The organism is Amycolatopsis sp. DG1A-15b (assembly GCF_030285645.1).
Lineage (GTDB): Bacteria > Actinomycetota > Actinomycetes > Mycobacteriales > Pseudonocardiaceae > Amycolatopsis.
Window position 1 is genome coordinate 10,371,099 of the sequence record NZ_CP127296.1, and the last position, 18,578, is coordinate 10,389,676.

An 18,578-nucleotide genomic window follows, 5' to 3' on the forward strand; every position below is an offset into this window, starting at 1 on the left:
AGGCCACACAGGAAGGGGGGAACCGGAATGACCGGTTTGGAAATCGATGGGGTGTCCAAACGCTACGGCGACGTGGTCGCCCTGCGGGAAATGACGTTCGACGTCCGGCCGGGCGAACTGTTCGGCTTCGTCGGCAGCAACGGCGCCGGCAAGACCACGACCATGCGGATCGCGCTCGGGGTGCTGTCCGCCGACGCCGGCGAAGTCCGTTACGACGGCGTGCCGGTGACGCACGAAACGCGCCGCCACATCGGCTACATGCCCGAAGAACGCGGGCTCTACCCGAAGATGAAGGTGGCCGAGCAGCTGACGTACCTGGCGCGGCTGCACGGCATGCCCGCGGCCGACGCGCGAGCGTCGGCGGAACGGTGGACCGAACGGCTGGGCGTCGCCGGCCGCCGCGACGACGAGGTGCAGAAGCTGTCCCTCGGCAACCAGCAGCGCGTCCAGCTGGCCGCGGCGCTGGTGCACGAGCCGCGGATCCTGGTGCTCGACGAGCCGTTCTCCGGCCTCGACCCGGTCGCGGTCGACGTGATGAGCCAGGTGCTCAAGGAGAAGGCGGCCGAGGGGGTGCCGGTCGTGTTCTCCAGCCACCAGCTCGATCTGGTGGAACGGCTCTGCGACCGCGTCGGGATCGTCCGCAGTGGACAGATGGTCGCCAGGGGCACGGTCGACGAGCTGCGCGCCGGTGGCGCGGTGCGGCTGCGGGTCGACGTCCCCGAGGCCGCCGACGGGTGGGCCGACGGCCTGCCCGGCGTGAAGGTGCTCGGCCGGACGGGCTCGGTGACCGAGCTCGAGCTGGGCGAGGGCGCCGACGACCAGGCCGTGCTCAAGGCGGCGCTGGCCACCGGGCCGGTCCGCGAGTTCGCCCGCGAGCAGCCGTCGCTGACCGAACTGTTCCGCTCCGTCGTCACGACCGAAAAGGTTCCCGCATGAGCACCCCGGCTCCGGACGTCCGGATGAGCCCCACGGCGGCGGTGGGCCTGGTCGCCTCCCGCGAGATCAGCACCCGCGTGAAGTCGAAGGCGTTCCGCGTCAGCACCGTGATCATGCTGCTGCTGATCGTGGTCGGCATCGTGCTGATCAAGCTGATCGCCGGCGGCGGTGGCGCCGATGCGAAGGTCGGTTTCACCACCGCGACCGCCGCCTTCTCGGGGCCGTTGAAAACGGTCGGGAAGACCCTCGACGAGAACATCGAAACCACGGAGATCCCCGACGAGGCCGCCGGGCGCGCGAAGCTGGCCGACGGCTCGCTCGACGCGCTGCTCACCGGCGACGGCAAGAGCGTGCACGTCCAGGTGAAGAAGGACCTCGACGGCAAGCTCGCCAACGTCCTGCAGGTGCTGTCCCAGCAGGTGGCGATCAACCAGCAGATCACGGCGCTGGGCGGGAACCCGGCGCAGTTCCAGGCCGCGATCGCGGCCGCGAAGTTCGTCGAGGACCCGCCGCTGGAGGAGCCGTACGACTACAACGGCCAGCAGCTCGTGCTGGGCATCATCGCCGGCATCCTGATCTACCTGTCGTTGATGATCAACGGCCAGACGGTCGCGCAGGGCGTCGTCGAGGAGAAGACGTCGCGGGTGGTCGAGCTGCTGCTGTCGACGATCAAGCCGTGGCAGCTGATGGCCGGGAAGGTGCTCGGCATCGGCGTGGTCGGGCTGATCCAGATGGTCGTGATCGGCGTCGGCGGGGTCGTCACCGGGCTGGCCACGGACGTGCTCACCATTTCCGTCTCGGCGGCCGTGGGCACCGTGGTCTGGCTGGTCGTGTGGTACCTGCTCGGGTTCTTCATGTACTCGATCGTGTTCGCCGCGCTCGGGGCGCTGGTTTCGCGCCAGGAGGACGTCGGCGGCGCGACGATGCCGGCCCTGATGTTCGTGATCGCCGGGTACGTGATCGGCATTTCCGTGCTGCCCTCGGATCCGGGCAACACGTTCGTCGAAGTGCTTTCGGTGATTCCGGTGTTCTCGCCGACGTTGATGCCGATGCGGCTCGCGATGGGCGGGGTGCCCGTTTGGGAAGCCGTGGTGTCGGTGGGGCTGGTGGTGCTGTTGATTCCGGGATTGATCTGGCTGGCCGCGCGGATCTACCGGAACGCCGTGATGCGTACCGGCGCAAAGGTGAAACTCCGCGACGCCCTGCGCGCCGCCTGACGTTTCCCTGATCCGGCCCCGGCACCCCCCCGGGCCGGATTTGCCCGGTAATGCTCGAGGCCGCCCGGCGCCTGCGGTTTACGCTGCGCCGGACGGCCTCGTCTCCCCGGTCCCCACCGGTAGAACCAGTATGGCCACGGGTGATCTTCGCGCGCCAGTCGTCTCACTCGATCGTGGGGCGCACGAGTTGCCGACCCTGGGTACTTGATCGACGATCCGGTGCAAATCCGTGGAGGGAGTCGGTATGGGCGAGCAACTGAGGGACGGGCTCGGGCAGGCGTGGGCCATGGTGGCCACGTTCGTCCCGAAACTCGTGGGATTCCTGATCATCCTGCTGATCGGCTGGCTGATCGCGAAAGCCGTCTCGAAAGGGCTGGCGCTGGTGCTCGGGAAAGCCGGTTTCGGGAAACTCGTCGAGCGGACCGGGCTGAGCGGAAAGATCGGCCAGCAGAAGATCGACGCGACCGGGATCCTCGTCAAATTGGTCTACTACTTCATTCTGCTGATCGCGCTGCAGCTGGCGTTCGGCGTGTTCGGGCCGACCAACCCGGTGAGCCAGCTGCTCAACGACATCATCGCGTTCCTGCCGCGGATCGTGGTGGCGCTGGTGCTCGTCGTGGTGGCCGCGGCGATCGCGAAGGTGGTGCGGGACGTCGTCGCGTCCGCGCTGTCCGGCCGCGGGGCGGCGCGCCCGCTTTCGCTGGGCGCCTACTGGCTGATCATGGCGTTCGGCATCATCGCCGCGCTCGGCCAGGTGAACATCGCGACGGCGATCACCGGCCCGCTGCTGATCGCGGTCCTGGCGACGATCGGCGGCGTGATCGTGGTCGGCTTCGGCGGCGGCCTGATCAAGCCGGCCCAGGACCGCTGGCGCGGCTGGATGGCGAACATGGAGCACCAGCTGGAGACCCCGGCGCAGCGCACGGGCGAGATGGGCACCGGCCCGGCGGCCCCGCGCGCAACGGTCGGCGTGGACAGCACCCCGACGTCGCCGGTCGGCACCCCGCGCCCGCAGGGCTGAGGCGAGGGGAGTGGCACGGGCCCGGCGGTCGGGGAAGCCGCCGGGCCCGCGCCCTACACTGCGGCCATGGGGGTTGTCTCGGCGCTGTGGCGCTATCCGGTGAAGTCGATGGCCGGCGAGCGGCTGGTCGCCGCCGAAGTCGAGGAACGCGGCTTCGCCGGCGATCGCCGGTACGCCGTCCGGGATCCCGACGGCAAGTTCGGCAGCGGGAAGAACACCCGCCGCTTCCGGCGGATGCCCGGCCTGAACACCTTCGCCGCGCGGTACGACGGTGCCGTTCCGGTGGTGACCCCGCCCGGCGGGCGTGCGGTCCGCGGGGACGCCGTCCACGAAGAAATCGCGGCCGCCCTGGGTCGTCCCGGCGTCGAACTGGTCCGGGAAGCCGCCATCCCGCACCACGACGAGGCCGCCGTCCACCTGGTGACGACGTCGTCGCTGGCCTGGCTCGCCGAGCGGGCGCCCGGGACCGCGATCGACGCACGGCGGCTGCGACCCAACATCCTGCTCGACACCGGCCCCGCGCCGGAGCTGGCCGAAGAGGCCTGGCTGGGGGAACGCATCCGGATCGGCGCGGTCGAGCTGGAAATCCTGCGCAAAGCCGTCCGCTGCGTGATGGTCGACCTGCCGTGGGACGAGCTCCCCGCCGCGCCCGGTCTGCTGAAGACGATCACCGGCGCGAACGGCATGACGCTGGGCGTGCACGCCCGCGTCGTCCGCGGCGGCACGCTCCACGTCGGCGCTGTCCAGACCGTGGGATGTTCCACCCCTCACACTCCCTAGGGAATTCGCCTCGCCCGGAGCATGTTGGGAGCGGTAGGACGAAAGGGGCGTGATGTGGACTTCCTGCTGCACCACGGGATCACCGTGCTCGGCCAGTGGATTTCGATCGCGGAGCTCGCCGGGCAGGTGTTCGCGCTCGCCGTCGTGTTCCTCGCGCAGCGTCGCACCCTGTGGACGTGGCCCGTGCAGGTCGGCGCCACCGTGCTGCTGTTCGCCGTCTACGTCTCCGCGCACCTCGGCGGGCTCGCCGCGCGGCAGGTCGCCATCCTGGCCATCTCCGTCTACGGCTGGTGGGCCTGGACGCGCCGCCAGGACCCGGTGTTCGGCGTCGTCGTCCGCAAGGGCCGGCTCGCCGAACGGCTGGCGATGGCCGGCGCCTTCGTCGTCGGCACCACCGTGATGGCGCTGGTCCTCGACGCCCTCCACGCGTCCTGGGCCCCCTGGCCGGACGCCGCCATCTTCGTCGGCACGCTCGTGGCCTTCGGGGCGCAGGGACTCGGGCTCGTCGAATTCTGGCTGGTCTGGCTGGCCGTCGACGCGATCGGCGTCCCGCTGCAGATCTCGTCCGGGCTCTACTTCTCCGCCGCGATCTACATCGTGTTCGCCGGGCTCGTCGTGCACGGCTGGTGGAGCTGGAACCGCTCCGCCCAGCGCGTCGCCGCCCGGCCCGGGGTCACGGCAGCATCCAGCTGAGCGCCGCGGTGCTCTGACCCCACACGATCAGGCACATCGCGAGCAGCAGCCCGATGCTCCACGGCAGCACCTTCCGCAGCAGTTTCCCCTCCTCGCCGGGCAGGTTCGCCGCCACGCAGGCGATGGTGAGGTTCTGCGGCGACACCATCTTGCCGAGGACACCGCCGGAGCTGTTCGCCGCGGCCAGCAGGTCCGCGGGCAGGCCCGTCTGGTGCGCCGCCGTCACCTGCAGGGCGCCGAACAGCGCGTTGGCCGAGGTGTCGGACCCCGAGACGGCGACGCCGAACCAGCCCAGCACCGGTGAGAGGAACGCCAGCCCGGCCCCCGCGGCGGCGATGAACGTGCCGATCGTGGAGGTCTGGCCGGACAGGTTCATCACGTAGGCCAGCGCGAGCACGCCGGTGACGGTGAGGATCGCGAACCGCAGCTCCTTGACCGTGGCCAGCCATTCCTGCGCGGTGTCGCCCGCCTTCACCGCCAGCAGCGCCGCGGTGATGACGCCGGCCAGCAGCACCAGCGTGCCGCCGGTGTTGAGGAACGGCAGCGAAAACGTGTTGCCGGACACCGGTTTCCCGTTCGGCGCGGCGACGTTCAGCCCGGGCCAGTGGAACTTCCAGGTCGCCTTGTCCAGCAGCCGCTTGACCGGCGGCAGCACGGCGATCGAGAAGATCACGATGATGAGCAGGTACGGCAGGTAGGCCTTGACGACGTCGCCGCGCGCGTCTTCCGGCGGCGCTTCGGCCGTCGCCGTCCCGCCGGTACCGATCCGGACGGCTTCGGGCACCGGGCGCCGGGTCTGGGGGAGGGCGACCAGCGCGGCCGCGCCGGCCAGCGCCGCCCCGATGTCGGCCAGCTGCGGTGACACGTAGTTCGAGGCCAGGAACTGCACGAGCCCGAACGCGACACCGCAGACGAGCGCGGGCAGCCAGGTGTCCTTGAGGCCCCGCTTCCCGTCGACGATGATCACCAGCAGCAGGGGGACGACCAGCGCGAGCAGCGGCGTCTGGCGCCCGACGATCGACGACACTTCCTGCAGCGGCAGGCCGGTGACCTGGGCGAGGGTGACGACCGGGGTGCCCATGGCGCCGAACGCGACCGGCGCGGTGTTGGCGACCAGCGCGACGACGGCGGCCTTGACCGGGTGGAACCCGACGGCCACGAGCATCACGGCGCTGATCGCCACCGGCGCGCCGAACCCGGCGAGCGCCTCCATGAGCGCGCCGAAGCAGAAGGCGATGATCAGCGCCTGGATGCGCGGGTCGTCGGAGATGCGCCCGAACGAGCGGCGCAGGACGTCGAAGTGCCCGGTCCGCACGGTGAGCCGGTAGATCCAGAGGGCGTTGACGACGATCCACATGATCGGCCACAACCCGAACGCGGCGCCCTGCAGCGCCCCGGAGACGGCCTGCACGACCGGCATCCCGTACGCGGCCACCCCGACGACGAGTGCGACGAGCAGCCCGATGAGAGCGGCGTGGTGGGCTCGCATCCGGACGGCCCCGAGCAGCACGAGGACGGTGGCGAGCGGCAGCACGGCCACGAGCGCGGACAGGCCCAGCGAGCCGAGCGGAGTCAGATCCTGGACGAACGCGGCCTGCATGAACACGGCGACCTCCGTTTCCACGATGCGAAAACGGCCTTTCGGCGGGTGCCCGAGATCTTCGTCACAAACCAGGCGGTCCGTCAAGAACTTGAGACCGGTTGGCCCAACAGGTCAGTGCTTCACGGCTTCGGCAGTACGGCGAGCGCGGTCTCGGCGATCGCGCGGATCTCGTCCGGCTCGACACCGCCCTTGCCCAGCGCCTCGAGGCCGCGCAGGACCGCGAGCACGAGCCCGGCCAGGTGGGCGGGGTCCTGGCCGGCGTCGAGGTCGCCCGCGCGCTGGGCGCCCGCGATGCAGGCCGTCAGGTGGTCCTGCAGGTCGCGGAAGGCTCGCCGGGTCCGCGTGGCGACCGCCTCGTCGTGCTCGGCGCATTCGGCCGCGCCCTTCGCGATCAGGCAGCCCCGGCGCTCCCGGTCGGCGGCGACCGACTCGGCGATCGCCCGGACGTGGTCGCCGAGCCGCCGGTAGGCCGTGTCGTCGGGGCCTTCGAGCTGGTGCCGCACGCCGTCGGTCGATTCGGTGCAGTAGTAGTCGTAGACGCGCAGGTAGAGCGCGTGCTTGTCGCCGAAGGCGCCGTAGAGGCTGCCCTTGCCGAGGCCGGTCACGGCGGCGATGTCGTCGACCTTCGTGCCCGCGTAACCGTGCTCCCAGAACTGGTCCCTGGCCGCGCGCAGAACCGCTGCCTCGTCGAAGCTCCGGGGTCTCGCCATGGGATCAGGCTACCCATTCTTGACTATCCCGTCCAGAACCGCGTACGTTCTGGACGAGATAGTCAAGAACTTGGAGGGCATCGTGAACCTGGAGAACAAGACCGCGGTCGTGACCGGCGGCAGCACCGGTATCGGGCTCGCCATCGCGAAGCGGTTCGCGGCCGAAGGCGCGCACGTGTTCATCACGGGCCGGCGCAAGGAGGCCCTCGACGACGCGGTCGCCGAGATCGGCGGCAGCGTGACGGCGGTGCGGGCGGACTCCGCGAACGTGGCCGACCTCGACGAGCTCTACCGCCTGGTGGCCGAGCGCGGCCGTGGCCTGGACGTCCTGGTGGCCAACTCCGGCGGCGGCAGCTTCGCCCCGCTCGGCCAGATCACCGAGGAGCAGTTCGACACGACCTTCGCCACGAACGTCAAGGGCGTCCTTTTCGCCGTCCAGAAGGCGCTGCCGCTGCTGAACGCGAACGCGTCGATCATCCTCACCGGCTCGACGGCGTCGACCCGGGTCGACCCGGCCTTCAGCGTCTACGGGGCGACGAAGGCGGCGGTGCGCAACTTCGCCCGCGGCTGGGCGATCGACCTGAAGGGGACCGGGACGCGGGTCAACGTCCTGAGCCCGGGACCCACGCGCACCCCCGGCCTGCTCGGCCTCGTCGCCGAGGACGAGCAGCAGGGCTTGGTCGACAACCTCGCGGCGCAGGTCCCGCTCGGCCGGGTCGGGGAACCGGCCGAAATCGCGGCCGCCGCGCTGTTCCTGGCTTCCGAGGAGTCGAGCTTCGTCAACGGCGTCGAGTTCTTCGTCGACGGAGGCCTCGCGCAGGTCTAACGCAGGGTGGCGTGGCTCGGCGTCAGGTCCTGGAGCGTCCGGACGCCGAGCAGCTGCATCGTGCGGACCATCTCCGTGCGGAGGATGTCGACGCAACGCTGGACACCGCGCTCGCCGCCGGCCATCAGGCCGTACAGGAACGCGCGGCCGACCAGGACCGCGTCCGCGCCGCGGGCGATCGCCGCCACGATGTCGCCGCCGGACAGGATGCCCGTGTCGATCCAGACCTCCGCGCCGCCCTGGAGCTCGTCCAGCACCGCCGGGAGCAGCTCGAGCGGCGTCGGCGCGCGGTCGAGCTGGCGGCCGCCGTGGTTCGAGATCAGGACCGCGTCCGCGCCGTGCTTCACCACGTCGCGGGCGTCGTCGACGTTCTGGACGCCCTTGACCACCAGTTTCCCCGGCCAGGTGCGGCGCACCCAGTCGAGGTCGTCGAAGTTCAGCGTCGGGTCGAAGAGCTTGTTCAGCAGCTCCGCAACAGTCCCGTCGAAGTGGCTGAGCGAGGCGAAGTTCAGCGGCTCGGTGGTGAGCAGGTTGAACCACCACGCCGGGTGCATCGCGCCGTCGAGGAACGTCTTGAGCGTCAGCGCCGGCGGGATGGTCAGGCCGTTGCGGACGTCGCGCAGGCGGGCACCGCCCACCGGGGTGTCCACGGTCAGCATGAGCGTGTCGTAGCCCGCCGCCCACGCGCGATTCATCAGATCTTCGCCGGCGCCGTGGTCGCGCCAGACGTAGAGCTGGAACCACTTGCGGGCCCCCGGCGCGGCTTCGGCGAGGTCCTCGATCGAGGTCGTCGCCATCGTCGAGAGCCCGACCGGGATGCCGTTGCGCTCGGCGACGCGGGCCACCGCGCGCTCGCCCTCGTGCTGCATCATGCGGGTGAAACCGGTGGGGGCGAAGGCGAACGGCAACGCCGAGGTCTTGCCGAGGATCTCGCGGGTGGTGTCCACATCGGACACCCCGCGCAGCACGTTCGGGTGGAATTCGACGCGGCGGTACGCCTGCCGGGCGCGGAGCAGGCTGTCCTCGAGCTCGGCGGCCCCGTCGGTGTAGTCGAACGCCGCCCGCGGGGTGCGCTTGCGGGCGATCATCCGCAGGTCGGCGATGGTGTGCGCGTTCGCCAGCCGCCGGTCCGTGGGGTTCAGCACGATCGGCTTCGGCCGCAGGATCTGCTGCAGCTCACTCGGCTTCGGCAGCCGTCGCTTCGTCACCTTGACCAACTCCCTACGTGCACGGGCCCGGCAGACATCGGATGTCTGCCGGGCCCGAACCTAGCAGCAGATCACGCGTTCCCGGAATCCGACGTCTGCGGCCCGGCGGCCGTGACGTCGTCGAGCCGGTACTTCGTGGCCGCTTCGAGGACCTTCGCCTGGTCGACCTCGCCGCGCTTGGCCAGGATCGACAGCGCCCCGACGGTGATCGACTCGGCGTCGACCAGGAACTTCCGCCGCGCCGCCGGCCGGGTGTCGGAGAAGCCGAAGCCGTCCGTGCCCAGCGTCAGCATGTCGGTCGGGACGTACGGGCGGATCAGGTCCGGCACCGCACGCATCCAGTCCGACACCGCCACGACTGGGCCGTTCGAGCCCTGCAGCTTCTCGGTCACGTACGGCACGCGCGGCTCGCTGCCCGGGTAGAGCAGGTTGTCGTGGTCGATCTCGACGGCTTCGCGCCGCAGCTCGGTCCACGACGTGGCCGACCACACCGCGGCCCGCACGCCCCACTCCTCGGCCAGCATCTTCTGCGCCTTCAGCGCGTCCGGCATCGTGACGCCCGAGACCAGGATCTGCACCTCCGGACCGTCGCCTTCCTGCGCGTCCGCGTACTTGTACAGACCCTTCAGCAGGCCGTCGACGTCGAGGTTCTCCGGCTCGGCGGGCTGCTGGTACGGCTCGTTGTAGATCGTCATGTAGTAGAAGACGTTCTCGCCGTTGCCGTCCGGGCCGGCCTCGCCGTACATCCGGCGCAGGCCGTCCTTGACGATGTGCGCGATCTCGAACGACCACGCCGGGTCGTAGGCCACCGCGGCCGGGTTCGTCGCCGCCAGCAGCAGCGAGTGCCCGTCGGCGTGCTGCAGACCCTCACCCGTCAGGGTGGTCCGGCCGGCGGTGGCGCCGAGGACGAACCCGCGGGCCATCTGGTCGGCGGCGGCGTACAGGCCGTCACCCGTCCGCTGGAACCCGAACATCGAGTAGAAGATGTAGATCGGGATCATCGGCTCGCCGTGCGTCGCGTACGACGTGCCGACGGCGGTGAACGACGCGGTGGAGCCCGCCTCGTTGATGCCCTCGTGCAGCAGCTGGCCCTTCTCGGACTCCTTGTAGGCCAGCATCAGGCTCGCGTCGACCGACGTGTAGGTCTGGCCGTGCGGGTTGTAGATCTTGGCCGTCGGGAACATCGAATCGAGGCCGAAGGTGCGGGCCTCGTCCGGGATGATCGGGACGACGCGCTTGCCGATCTCGGAGTCCTTCGCCAGCTCGCGGACCAGCCGGACGAACGCCATCGTCGTGGCGACCTCCTGCTTGCCGGAACCCTTCCGGATGCCCTCGTAGACCTTGTCGCCGGGCAGCACCAGCGCCTTCGCGGCCTTCGGACGGCGTTCCGGCAGGAACCCGCCGAGCGCCTTGCGGCGGCCGATCATGTACTCGATCTCGGGCGAGCCGGCGCCCGGGTGGTAGTACGGCGGGAGCTTCGGGTTGCGCTCCAGCTCCTCGTCGCTGATCGGGATCCGCTGCGAGTCGCGGAACAGCTTCAGGTCGTCGAGGGTGAGCTTCTTCATCTGGTGCGTGGCGTTGCGGCCCTCGAACGCCGGGCCGAGGCCGTAGCCCTTGATGGTGTGGGCCAGGATCACCGTCGGCTGGCCGTGGTGCTCCAGCGCCGACTTGTACGCCGCGTACACCTTCCGGTAGTCGTGGCCGCCGCGCTTGAGGTTCCAGATGTCGGCGTCGGAGAGGTCCTTGACCAGGTCCTTCGTCCGCGGGTCGCGGCCGAAGAAGTGCTCGCGGACGAAGGCGCCGTCGTTGGCCTTGTACGTCTGGTAGTCACCGTCCGGGGTGACGTTCATCAGGTTGACCAGGGCGCCGTCGCGGTCGGCGTGCAGCAGCGAGTCCCACTCGCGGCCCCAGATCACCTTGATGACGTTCCAGCCGGCGCCGCGGAAGTAGGACTCCAGCTCCTGGATGATCTTGCCGTTGCCGCGCACCGGGCCGTCGAGCCGCTGCAGGTTGCAGTTGATCACGAAGGTCAGGTTGTCGAGGCCCTCGCCGGCCGCGACGTGGATCAGGCCGCGGGACTCGGCCTCGTCCATCTCGCCGTCGCCGAGGAACGCCCAGACGTGCTGGTCGTCGGTGTTCTTGATGCCGCGGTCGCGCAGGTACCGGTTGAACCGGGCCTGGTAGATGGCGTTCATCGGGCCGAGGCCCATGGACACCGTCGGGTTCTCCCAGAACTCCGGCATCAGCCGCGGGTGCGGGTACGACGGCAGGCCGCCGCCTTCACCCGCGTGGCTGAACTCCTGGCGGAAGCCGTCGAGCTGCGACTCGCTCAGCCGGCCCTCGAGGAACGCGCGGGCGTAGATGCCGGGGGAGGCGTGCCCCTGGATGTAGATCTGGTCGCCGCCGCCGGAGTGGTCCTTGCCGCGGAAGAAGTGGTTGAAGCCCACCTCGTACAGCGCGGCCGAGGAGGCGTAGGTCGAGATGTGGCCGCCGACGCCGACGCCCGGGCGCTGCGCGCGGTGCACCATGATCGCCGCGTTCCAGCGGATCCAGGCGCGGTAGCGGCGCTCGATGTCCTCGTCGCCGGGGAACCACGGCTCGTTCTCGGTGGGGATCGTGTTGACGTAGTCCGTCGAAGTCAGGGCGGGTACGCCGACGTTCCGTTCCCGGGCCCGCTCGAGGATGCGCAGCATCAGGTACCGGGCCCGCTGCTGACCGCCCCTCGCCAGAGCCTCGTCGAAGGAGTCCAGCCACTCGGCGGTCTCCTCCGGGTCGATGTCGGGCAGGTGCGCCGCCAATCCGTCACGGATGACGCGTACGCGTGCCGGGGTCTCCTTGCCGGAGGCGCCGTCGTTCTGCGGGGCCAAGGGGTCTCCTTGCGAAAAGTTGCAGCCGGTGGTGCTCGTACGCGGGGGTGTACGACTCTCCATCGTCGTCTTCCGTCCCGGCTTCCGCACCGCTACTTGGCGGTAACATAGGCCGACCCGGTCGAGCCACTCCCTGCGCGCGGTGTATCGCGCGCGCGTTTACTTCCTCCCCACCCTAGGGGACGACCCTCGGAGGGGTGGCAGGCCGGGTGCGCCCGGCACCCGAAACGCCGTCGCGGGCGGGCGGTGGCGGGCCGTATCCTGCGACACGAGTTGTCACAGATCCGGTGTGGACGGTTGCGCGCGGAGCTTCACCAGTGTTCGCTATCGGCAACCGGGTAGCCGAGTGTGGCCCAGGCGTACCCTCCGGGGGTGCTCCGAAGCCACGCTCCGTCGCAGTTGGAGGAGTGAAAGCAGTGGTCGCCGCGGGAGACGCTGATCAGAGCAGCGTCGCCGAGAGGCTCGGCATCAAGCCCGAGATGGTGGTCCAGGAGATCGGCTGGGACGAGGACGTCGACGACGACGTCCGCGCGGCGATCGAGGAGCAGATCGGCGGGGACATCCTCGACGAGGACGCCGACGAGGTCATCGACGTGGTGCTGCTCTGGTGGCGCGAGGACGACGGCGACCTGGGCGACGCGCTCATCGACGCCCGGGGTCCCCTGGAGGAGACCGGCGTGATCTGGGTGCTCACCCCGAAGACGGGACAGCCAGGGCACGTCGAGCCGAGCGAAATCGCCGAAGCGGTGCCCGCCGTCGGCCTGGCCCAGACCGCCAACATCAGTGTCGGCCCGAACTGGATCGGCACCCGCCTGGTGTCTCCCAAGTCGAAGTCGAAGCAGCGCTGAGCCGGTCCCGCCGGACGGACACGATAGGGTTGTCGTAGCAGGCACGTGTCCGTTCGGGAGAGGAAACGCTGGTATGACCGTCGAGGTCGGTTCTGAGGCCCCTGACTTCACGCTCAACGACTACAACAAGCAGCCGGTCCAGCTGTCGTCGTTCCGGGGTGACAAGCCGGTTCTGCTGGTCTTCTACCCCTTCGCGTTCAGCGGCATCTGCACGGGCGAGCTGTGCCAGCTCCGCGACGAGTTCGCGGACTACGACAACAAGGGCGTCCAGGTCCTGGGCGTCTCGGTCGACACGCCGTTCTCGCTCAAGGCGTGGGCCGAGAAGGAGGGCTACCAGTTCCCGCTGCTGTCCGACTTCTGGCCGCACGGCGAGGTGGCCCAGGCGTACGGCGTCTTCAACGCCGACGCCGGCCTGGCGGTCCGCGGCACGTTCCTGATCGACACGTCCGGTGTCGTGCGGTTCGCCGAGGTCAACGCGCCGGGAGAGGCCCGCGACCAGCAGGGCTGGAAGAAGGCCGTGGCCGAACTGGCTTGATTTTCCCGGGCGGCGGTCCCTTCGGGGCCGCCGCCCGCGGGCGCATAGCTCAGCGGAAGAGCACTCGGCTTACACCCGAGCGGTCGCAGGTTCGAACCCTGCTGCGCCCACCAGGGGAACCCCCGCGGTGGCTGTGTGCCGCGGGTGGGGCGCCGGGTGTGGCGCCCCACCCGGCGGGTCACTCGACGACGCAGCCGTTCCGGGTGCAGCCACGCTGCCCCAGCTGGTGGTCGTACTCGTCGCGGAAGCTGATGTGGATGAGCTGCACGCCGCCGACCTTGTCGAGGGTCAGCAGGTGGTAGAACGGGTGGTCTTTCCCGGGATTGGCGCCGTAACAGGCGACCTCGGTGATCGCGCCGCCGTTGACGCCCCAGACGCAGGTCTCGCGATAGCCGCTGACCGCGTGGACGTTGCCGTTCACTGAGGCGGACCGCCCGTCGGTCCAGGAGATGGTGCCCGCCGTCACGCTGGCGCCGTACTCGATCCGCCAGCTGGTCGTGGTCGCCGCCTCGGCCGTGGCGGTCGCGCCCAAGAGGGCGCCGGCGACCGCGGCGGTGGCCACGAGTGATCGGAGAGTGCGCATGAAGGTTCCTTCCCCTGCGGTGGCATCGGCCGGTCAAGGCGACCGGCCACGCACTCCACGTCCGGTCGGTGCGTTCGGTTGAGTCCGGGCCAGCGACGATCTCCCCGGGGCCCGCTGCGCCTGCCGGTGAAATCCGGTGGCTCACCCGCCTAGCGCGTCGTTAGCCTCCACGGGGTGATCTACGAAGATCCGCGCGCCTACCTGCTCGGGCTCGAAGGCATGGCGTTGCTGCGGGCGTTCACCGGAGAATTCGGCCGCGACTTCGTCGAGGCCCGGATCGCGGAGATCCGCCGGGTGCTCGCCGACGAGGGGCTGGCGGACGCCGCCGTGGAAGTCGAGCGGGTCGACACGGTCACCGGCTACCGGCTGTGGTCGGCCACCTATGACCGGCCCAACTCGGCGTTCGACCTCGACGAACCCGTGGTCCAGGCGATCGTGGACGCGCTGCCCGTGGGCGTCGCGCTCGATGCCGCCTGCGGGACCGGCCGCTATGCCGCATTCCTGGCCCGGCGCGGCCACCGGGTCGTCGGGGTGGACGGCTCGCCCGACATGCTCGCGCGGGCGCGCACCCGCGTGCCGCCGGGCGAATTCCTGCTCGGGGACCTGCACCGGCTCCCGGTGGCCGACGCCGGGGTCGATCTGGTCGTGTGCGGCCTGGCGCTGACCCACGTCCCGGCGCTCGAACCGGTGCTGGCGGAGTTCGCCAGGGTGCTGCGGCCCGGTGGGCATCTGGTGATCGCCGACATGCACCCCGATCGGGTGGCGCAGGGCGCGATCCCGCCCGTGCGCGGTGCCGACGGCCGGCCCGGGCGGCTGAGGAGCTACCGTCACCCGATCGGGGATTACCTGCGTGCCGCGCTCGCGGTGGGACTGCGGGTGCGGCGCTGCGAGGAACCTCCCGTGCCGGCCCGCGACCAGCCGGTCCCGGCGGCTCGGACCGGCGCGTTCGAGCCGGTGGGACCGTGGGAGCTGTGGCCGTGGAGCCTGGCCGGTCTGGTGCCCGAAGCGGCGCGAGCCGTCAACGCGGGGGCGCCGGCGCTCGTCATCTGGCATTTCCAGGCGGGCGAGCCGTGACAAGAGCGTTCACTCCGCCATGGCCGGCTCCACCGCGACGACCTCGGTGCGGCGCATCGTCGTCACCAGCAGGGCCAGCCCGGCGAACAGGACCGCCGCGATCACGCCCGTCACGTTCAGCGCCGCCGTGAACGCCTCCTTCGCCTGCTCGGCCATCGCCGGCCGGGTGACGTCGACCGCGAGCGTCGTGCCCGCCGGGAACACGCCGTGGTACACCGCCGCCGCCGTCAGGCCGATCAGGGCCATGCCCAGCGAGCCGCCGAGGTAGTTGCCCGTGTCCGCCATCGAGGCCGCCGAACCCGCGCGCTCCGGCGGGACCGAACCCACCACCAGGCCGATGCCCAGCGCGAACAGGGGGCCCGTGCCCAGCGTCAGCACCGTGATGCCCACCACGACCGGGACCAGGCCGTCGGTCACCGCCAGCAGGAAGCTGCCCGCCGCCGACAGCGCCAAGCCGCCCGCGATCGCCGTGGCCGGGGTGACGAACCGGGTCAGGGACGGCGCCGTCATCGTGCCCACCGCCACGCCGAGACCCATCGGCGCGAACAGCAGCGCCGAGACGAGCGGGGAGTGACCGAGGACACTCTGCAGGTACTGCGTCACCAGCAGGCCGACCCCCGCCATCGCGACCCCGGCGAACACCAGCGCGACCAGCACCGCGGTGAACGGGCGGTTGCGGAACAGCCGCAGGTCCAGCAGCGGCGACGGTGTCGTGAGCTGACGGCGGGCGAAGACGGTGCCCAGCAGCGTCCCGGCGGCGATCGCCGCGATCGGCAGGATCAGCGAGCCGGTGGCCAATTGCTTGAGGCCGAACACGACCAGCAGCACCGCGGCCAGCGAGAGCGCCACGCCGGGCAGGTCCAGCCGTCCGGATGCCGGCGCGCGGAACTCGGGCAGCAGGAACGGGCCGGCCACGAGCAGGACGGCCACGGCCGGGACGGCGACCAGGAACACCGCGCCCCACGAGAAGTGCTGGAGCAGGAAGCCGGCGAACACCGGACCGGCCGCGCCGCCCGCGAACTGGCAGGTGGCCCAGATCGAGATGGCCCTGCCGCGCTGCTTCTCGTCGCGGAACATGTTCGTGATCAGGGCGAGCGTCGACGGCATCAGCGTCGCCCCGGCCACCCCGAGCGTCCCGCGGACGACGATGAGCATCACCGGCCCGGTCGAGAACGCCGCGACGATCGACAGGAGCCCGAAGGCCCCGCCTCCCGCGAGCAGCAGCCGCCGCCGCCCGATCCGGTCGCCGAGCGTGCCCATGGTGATGACGAACCCGGCGACGACGAAGCCGTAGCTGTCGGTGATCCACAGCTGTTCGGTGCTGCTCGCGCCGAGGTCCGCGCTCAGCTGCGGCAGCGCGAGGAACAGCGAGGTCATGTCCATCGCGACGAGCAGGGTGGGCAGCACGAGCACCGCCAGTCCCAGCCACTCCCGCCGTCCGGCCGGCTTCTCCATGTCCGCTCCTTCTCCGTGGTCCGTTTGCCGGGGAGTCGGAGCCGTCGTGGGGGACCGGACACGGGCGGGGAAGAATTTTTCGCGACGGCGGAATCGCGGTTGCCGGGGTGGCTAGCGTCGAAGTGTGAAGATCATCCTGCTGGGCGCCACGGGGCTCGTCGGCCGAGCCGTCGCCGCTGCCCTCGAACCACGCCACGAGGTCGTGCCCGTCTCGCGGACGTCACCGGTCGGTGCGGACCTGGCGGATCCCGCGTCGCTCGACACGGTGTTCGATACCGGCGCGGACGCCGTCGTGTGCTGCGCCGCCAACGTCCCCCTGCGCCCGCTCGCCGAGCTGACCGACGCGCAGGTGCTCGACGACCTGCGCGCCAAGCTGCTCGGCCAGGTCGCGCTCGCCCGGCGTGCGGCGCGGCGCCTGCCCGCCGGGGGCTCGATCACGCTCACCGGCGGGACGTTCACCGAGCCGATCCCGGGCAGCGGGCTCGGTGCGCTCGTCAACGCCGGTCTCGAAGGCTTCGTCCGGTCGGCCGCCGCCGAGCTGCCCCGCGGGCCGCGGATCAACGTCGTCAGCCCCGGCTGGATCAGCGAAACCCTCGAAGCGATGGGGGAGGACGGCAGCGGCGGGACGCCGGTGGCGGTCGTCGCCGAGGCCTACCGCGCACTCGTCGAAGGCGACGCGAACGGCCGCACCGTCGTGCCCCGCTGACCGGTCTCACGCCGCGTGCCAGGCGTGCTCGGCGAAGGCGTCGTCGAGCGGGGCGCGGGTGAGCCGGTTCGCGAACGTCGACAGCGTGTACGTCCCGATCCCCAGCACCACCTCCAGGGCGTTCCGCTGGGTGTAGCCGGCGCCGGTGAACGCCGCCAGCCCTTCGGCCGGGACTTCGCCCCTGGTGTCCATGACGGCGTGGACGAAGACGCGCAGCGCCTCCAGCCGCGGCTCCGGCAGCGGGGCCTCCGCCCGCAGCGCCGCGACCAGCTCCGGGGAGGCGGACAGGCGGGTCAGCGTGGCCGTGTGCATCGCCACGCAGAGGTGGCACTCGTTGCGCGCGGCCACCGTCATGATCAGCACTTCGCGTTCCAGCGCCGTCAGGGTCGTGGCTTCGAAGATCGCGCTGAGCTTGAGGAATCCGTTGAGCAGTTCCGGTGAGGTCGCCAGCCGGGCGACGGCGGACGGCACGCGGCCGAACTTCTTCGCGGTGGCCGTCATCGCGGGGCGGGCGGCGGCGGGTGCAGACTCCGGGGTGTGATCGGCGAACAAGGTGGCTCCCAAGGTGAGCAGAGTAGGATCGTCAACGTGGTTGTCGAAACCGTAAACCAGGTTGTCGAGTTTGGCAAGAGGCCATGACCGACACGCCGGGCTACGAGCTGCCCTTCCTGCTCTTCGGCGGCTTCCGCACGCTCATCGACCGCCTGCACGCCGAGCTCGCCCGCCGCGGCCACCCCGACGTGCGGCCGTCGTACGGCTTCGCGATGCAGGCCGTCGGCGTGCAGGGGGCGACGGCGTCGGAGATCGGCCGCCGCCTCGGCGTTTCCAAGCAGGCGGCGGGCAAGACCGTCGAACGGCTCGAGGCGCTCGGGTACGCCGAGCGAGCCGACGACCCGTCGGACGCGCGCCGCAAGATCGTCCGGCTGACCGCGCACGGCGTCGACGCGCTCCGGAAGTCGGCGGAGATCTTCGACGAGCTGCGCGCGGAGTGGGTGCGCACGGTGGGCGCGGACCGGATCACCGCGCTCGAGAACGACCTGCGCGCGGTCGTCGGCCCGGCGGCGTACCGGCTCGACGCCGCCGGCTGGTTCTCGAGCTAGAAGCCGCAGCCGGGGTTCGGGGCGTCCTCCGACAGCGGGCTGCCCGCCGGGAGCACGTACAGGACTTCGAGCACCAGCGGCGTCGACCCGAGGTTGCGGCCGATGTGCACCTGGTCGGGCTTCTCGGTGAACGCGCGCCCGGTGCCGAAGACGCCGTCGACGCTGCAGTCGGCCAGGTTGTGCGTGAGCGTCCCCGCCTTGACGTAGGCGTAGAGCGTGCCGTCGTGGAAGTGCCAGCCCGTGTAGCCGCCGGGCTGGATGGTGATCTCCCGCAGCGTGTAATCGGTGTGCCCGATGGTCTTCTGGGCCAGGACCGTGCCGGCGACGCCGCTGCCGGGTGTCGCGGAGGCGGTGGCGGGCAGCGCCAAGGCCGCGGCGAGGGCGGTCATGACGACGGCGATCGGCTTGCGCATCGG

The 18,578-nt window shown here is 70.9% G+C and carries 19 protein-coding genes and 1 tRNA gene; 12 read left to right on the plus strand and 8 right to left on the minus strand.

Translation table 11 applies throughout. The features are described 5' to 3' along the window. The first annotated feature begins 27 nt into the window (after window positions 1-27). From QRY02_RS48370 to QRY02_RS48390, 5 genes are all read left to right on the plus strand, one after another. On the plus strand, window positions 28-936 hold the full coding sequence (locus QRY02_RS48370; protein WP_285989394.1) for an ABC transporter ATP-binding protein: 909 nt from the start codon (window positions 28-30) through the stop codon (window positions 934-936). After that, window positions 933-2,153 (plus strand): ABC transporter permease, encoded by a 1,221-nt coding sequence (locus QRY02_RS48375; RefSeq protein ID WP_285989395.1) that lies wholly within the window; start codon window positions 933-935, stop codon window positions 2,151-2,153. The genes QRY02_RS48370 and QRY02_RS48375 overlap by 4 nt, the downstream gene beginning before the upstream one ends. A 244-nt stretch (window positions 2,154-2,397) precedes the next feature. Next, complete coding sequence (locus QRY02_RS48380) at window positions 2,398-3,174, plus strand: mechanosensitive ion channel family protein (protein WP_285989396.1); 777 nt, start codon at window positions 2,398-2,400, stop codon at window positions 3,172-3,174. Window positions 3,175-3,240: 66 nt separating this feature from the next. Beyond that, the gene (locus QRY02_RS48385; protein ID WP_285989397.1) at window positions 3,241-3,954 is read left to right on the plus strand and encodes an MOSC domain-containing protein; all 714 of its coding nucleotides are present in this window, start codon (window positions 3,241-3,243) and stop codon (window positions 3,952-3,954) included. Window positions 3,955-4,008: 54 nt separating this feature from the next. Continuing rightward, window positions 4,009-4,647, plus strand: coding sequence for a nicotinamide mononucleotide transporter family protein (locus QRY02_RS48390; protein WP_013223994.1), 639 nt, complete (start codon window positions 4,009-4,011; stop codon window positions 4,645-4,647). Here QRY02_RS48390 and QRY02_RS48395 read toward each other — a convergent pair. Beyond that, window positions 4,628-6,247, minus strand: coding sequence for an L-lactate permease (locus QRY02_RS48395; protein WP_285994121.1), 1,620 nt, complete (start codon window positions 6,245-6,247; stop codon window positions 4,628-4,630). The genes QRY02_RS48390 and QRY02_RS48395 overlap by 20 nt on opposite strands. 122 nt (window positions 6,248-6,369) lie before the next feature. Continuing rightward, complete coding sequence (locus QRY02_RS48400) at window positions 6,370-6,960, minus strand: TetR/AcrR family transcriptional regulator (protein WP_285989398.1); 591 nt, start codon at window positions 6,958-6,960, stop codon at window positions 6,370-6,372. Window positions 6,961-7,030: 70 nt separating this feature from the next. Between QRY02_RS48400 and QRY02_RS48405 the strand changes: the two genes are divergently transcribed. Continuing rightward, on the plus strand, window positions 7,031-7,786 hold the full coding sequence (locus QRY02_RS48405) for an SDR family oxidoreductase (protein ID WP_285989399.1): 756 nt from the start codon (window positions 7,031-7,033) through the stop codon (window positions 7,784-7,786). Here QRY02_RS48405 and QRY02_RS48410 read toward each other — a convergent pair. Further along, window positions 7,783-8,994, minus strand: a complete 1,212-nt coding sequence (locus tag QRY02_RS48410; protein WP_285989400.1) for an alpha-hydroxy acid oxidase — start codon at window positions 8,992-8,994, stop codon at window positions 7,783-7,785. The two genes, QRY02_RS48405 and QRY02_RS48410, sit on opposite strands and share 4 nt — an antisense overlap. A 71-nt stretch (window positions 8,995-9,065) precedes the next feature. Next, window positions 9,066-11,861: a pyruvate dehydrogenase (acetyl-transferring), homodimeric type gene (aceE, locus tag QRY02_RS48415; protein WP_285989401.1), complete on the minus strand. Its 2,796-nt coding sequence runs from the start codon at window positions 11,859-11,861 to the stop codon at window positions 9,066-9,068. A gap of 416 nt (window positions 11,862-12,277) precedes the next feature. Here aceE and QRY02_RS48420 point away from each other — a divergent pair, with 416 nt between their 5' ends. From QRY02_RS48420 to QRY02_RS48430, 3 genes are all read left to right on the plus strand, one after another. Continuing rightward, window positions 12,278-12,709, plus strand: coding sequence for a DUF3052 domain-containing protein (locus QRY02_RS48420; RefSeq protein WP_003084504.1), 432 nt, complete (start codon window positions 12,278-12,280; stop codon window positions 12,707-12,709). Window positions 12,710-12,782: 73 nt separating this feature from the next. Then, window positions 12,783-13,244, plus strand: coding sequence for a peroxiredoxin (locus QRY02_RS48425; protein ID WP_103342983.1), 462 nt, complete (start codon window positions 12,783-12,785; stop codon window positions 13,242-13,244). Window positions 13,245-13,282: 38 nt separating this feature from the next. Next, window positions 13,283-13,357 (plus strand) — tRNA-Val (locus QRY02_RS48430). A 65-nt stretch (window positions 13,358-13,422) separates the two neighbouring features. Here the strand turns inward: QRY02_RS48430 and QRY02_RS48435 are convergent. Beyond that, complete coding sequence (locus QRY02_RS48435) at window positions 13,423-13,827, minus strand: hypothetical protein (RefSeq protein ID WP_285989402.1); 405 nt, start codon at window positions 13,825-13,827, stop codon at window positions 13,423-13,425. A 174-nt stretch (window positions 13,828-14,001) separates the two neighbouring features. Between QRY02_RS48435 and QRY02_RS48440 the strand changes: the two genes are divergently transcribed. Next, window positions 14,002-14,901, plus strand: coding sequence for a class I SAM-dependent methyltransferase (locus QRY02_RS48440; protein ID WP_285989403.1), 900 nt, complete (start codon window positions 14,002-14,004; stop codon window positions 14,899-14,901). A 9-nt stretch (window positions 14,902-14,910) separates the two neighbouring features. Here the strand turns inward: QRY02_RS48440 and QRY02_RS48445 are convergent, their stop codons facing one another. Continuing rightward, complete coding sequence (locus QRY02_RS48445; RefSeq protein WP_285989404.1) at window positions 14,911-16,356, minus strand: MFS transporter; 1,446 nt, start codon at window positions 16,354-16,356, stop codon at window positions 14,911-14,913. 124 nt (window positions 16,357-16,480) lie between these two features. Between QRY02_RS48445 and QRY02_RS48450 the strand changes: the two genes are divergently transcribed. Next, window positions 16,481-17,062 (plus strand): short chain dehydrogenase, encoded by a 582-nt coding sequence (locus QRY02_RS48450; RefSeq protein ID WP_285989405.1) that lies wholly within the window; start codon window positions 16,481-16,483, stop codon window positions 17,060-17,062. Between the two features lie 6 nt (window positions 17,063-17,068). On the opposite strand, the gene QRY02_RS48455 is transcribed toward QRY02_RS48450, so the two are convergent. Continuing rightward, window positions 17,069-17,563 carry a carboxymuconolactone decarboxylase family protein gene (locus QRY02_RS48455; RefSeq protein WP_285994122.1) on the minus strand — a complete coding sequence of 165 codons (495 nt, stop codon included), beginning with the start codon at window positions 17,561-17,563 and terminating at the stop codon, window positions 17,069-17,071. A 134-nt stretch (window positions 17,564-17,697) separates the two neighbouring features. Between QRY02_RS48455 and QRY02_RS48460 the strand changes: the two genes are divergently transcribed. Then, the gene (locus QRY02_RS48460; RefSeq protein WP_285989406.1) at window positions 17,698-18,162 is read left to right on the plus strand and encodes a MarR family winged helix-turn-helix transcriptional regulator; all 465 of its coding nucleotides are present in this window, start codon (window positions 17,698-17,700) and stop codon (window positions 18,160-18,162) included. Here QRY02_RS48460 and QRY02_RS48465 read toward each other — a convergent pair. Further along, window positions 18,159-18,575 carry a cupin domain-containing protein gene (locus QRY02_RS48465; RefSeq protein WP_285989407.1) on the minus strand — a complete coding sequence of 139 codons (417 nt, stop codon included), beginning with the start codon at window positions 18,573-18,575 and terminating at the stop codon, window positions 18,159-18,161. The two genes, QRY02_RS48460 and QRY02_RS48465, sit on opposite strands and share 4 nt — an antisense overlap. Between the last annotated feature and the right edge of the window lie 3 nt (window positions 18,576-18,578).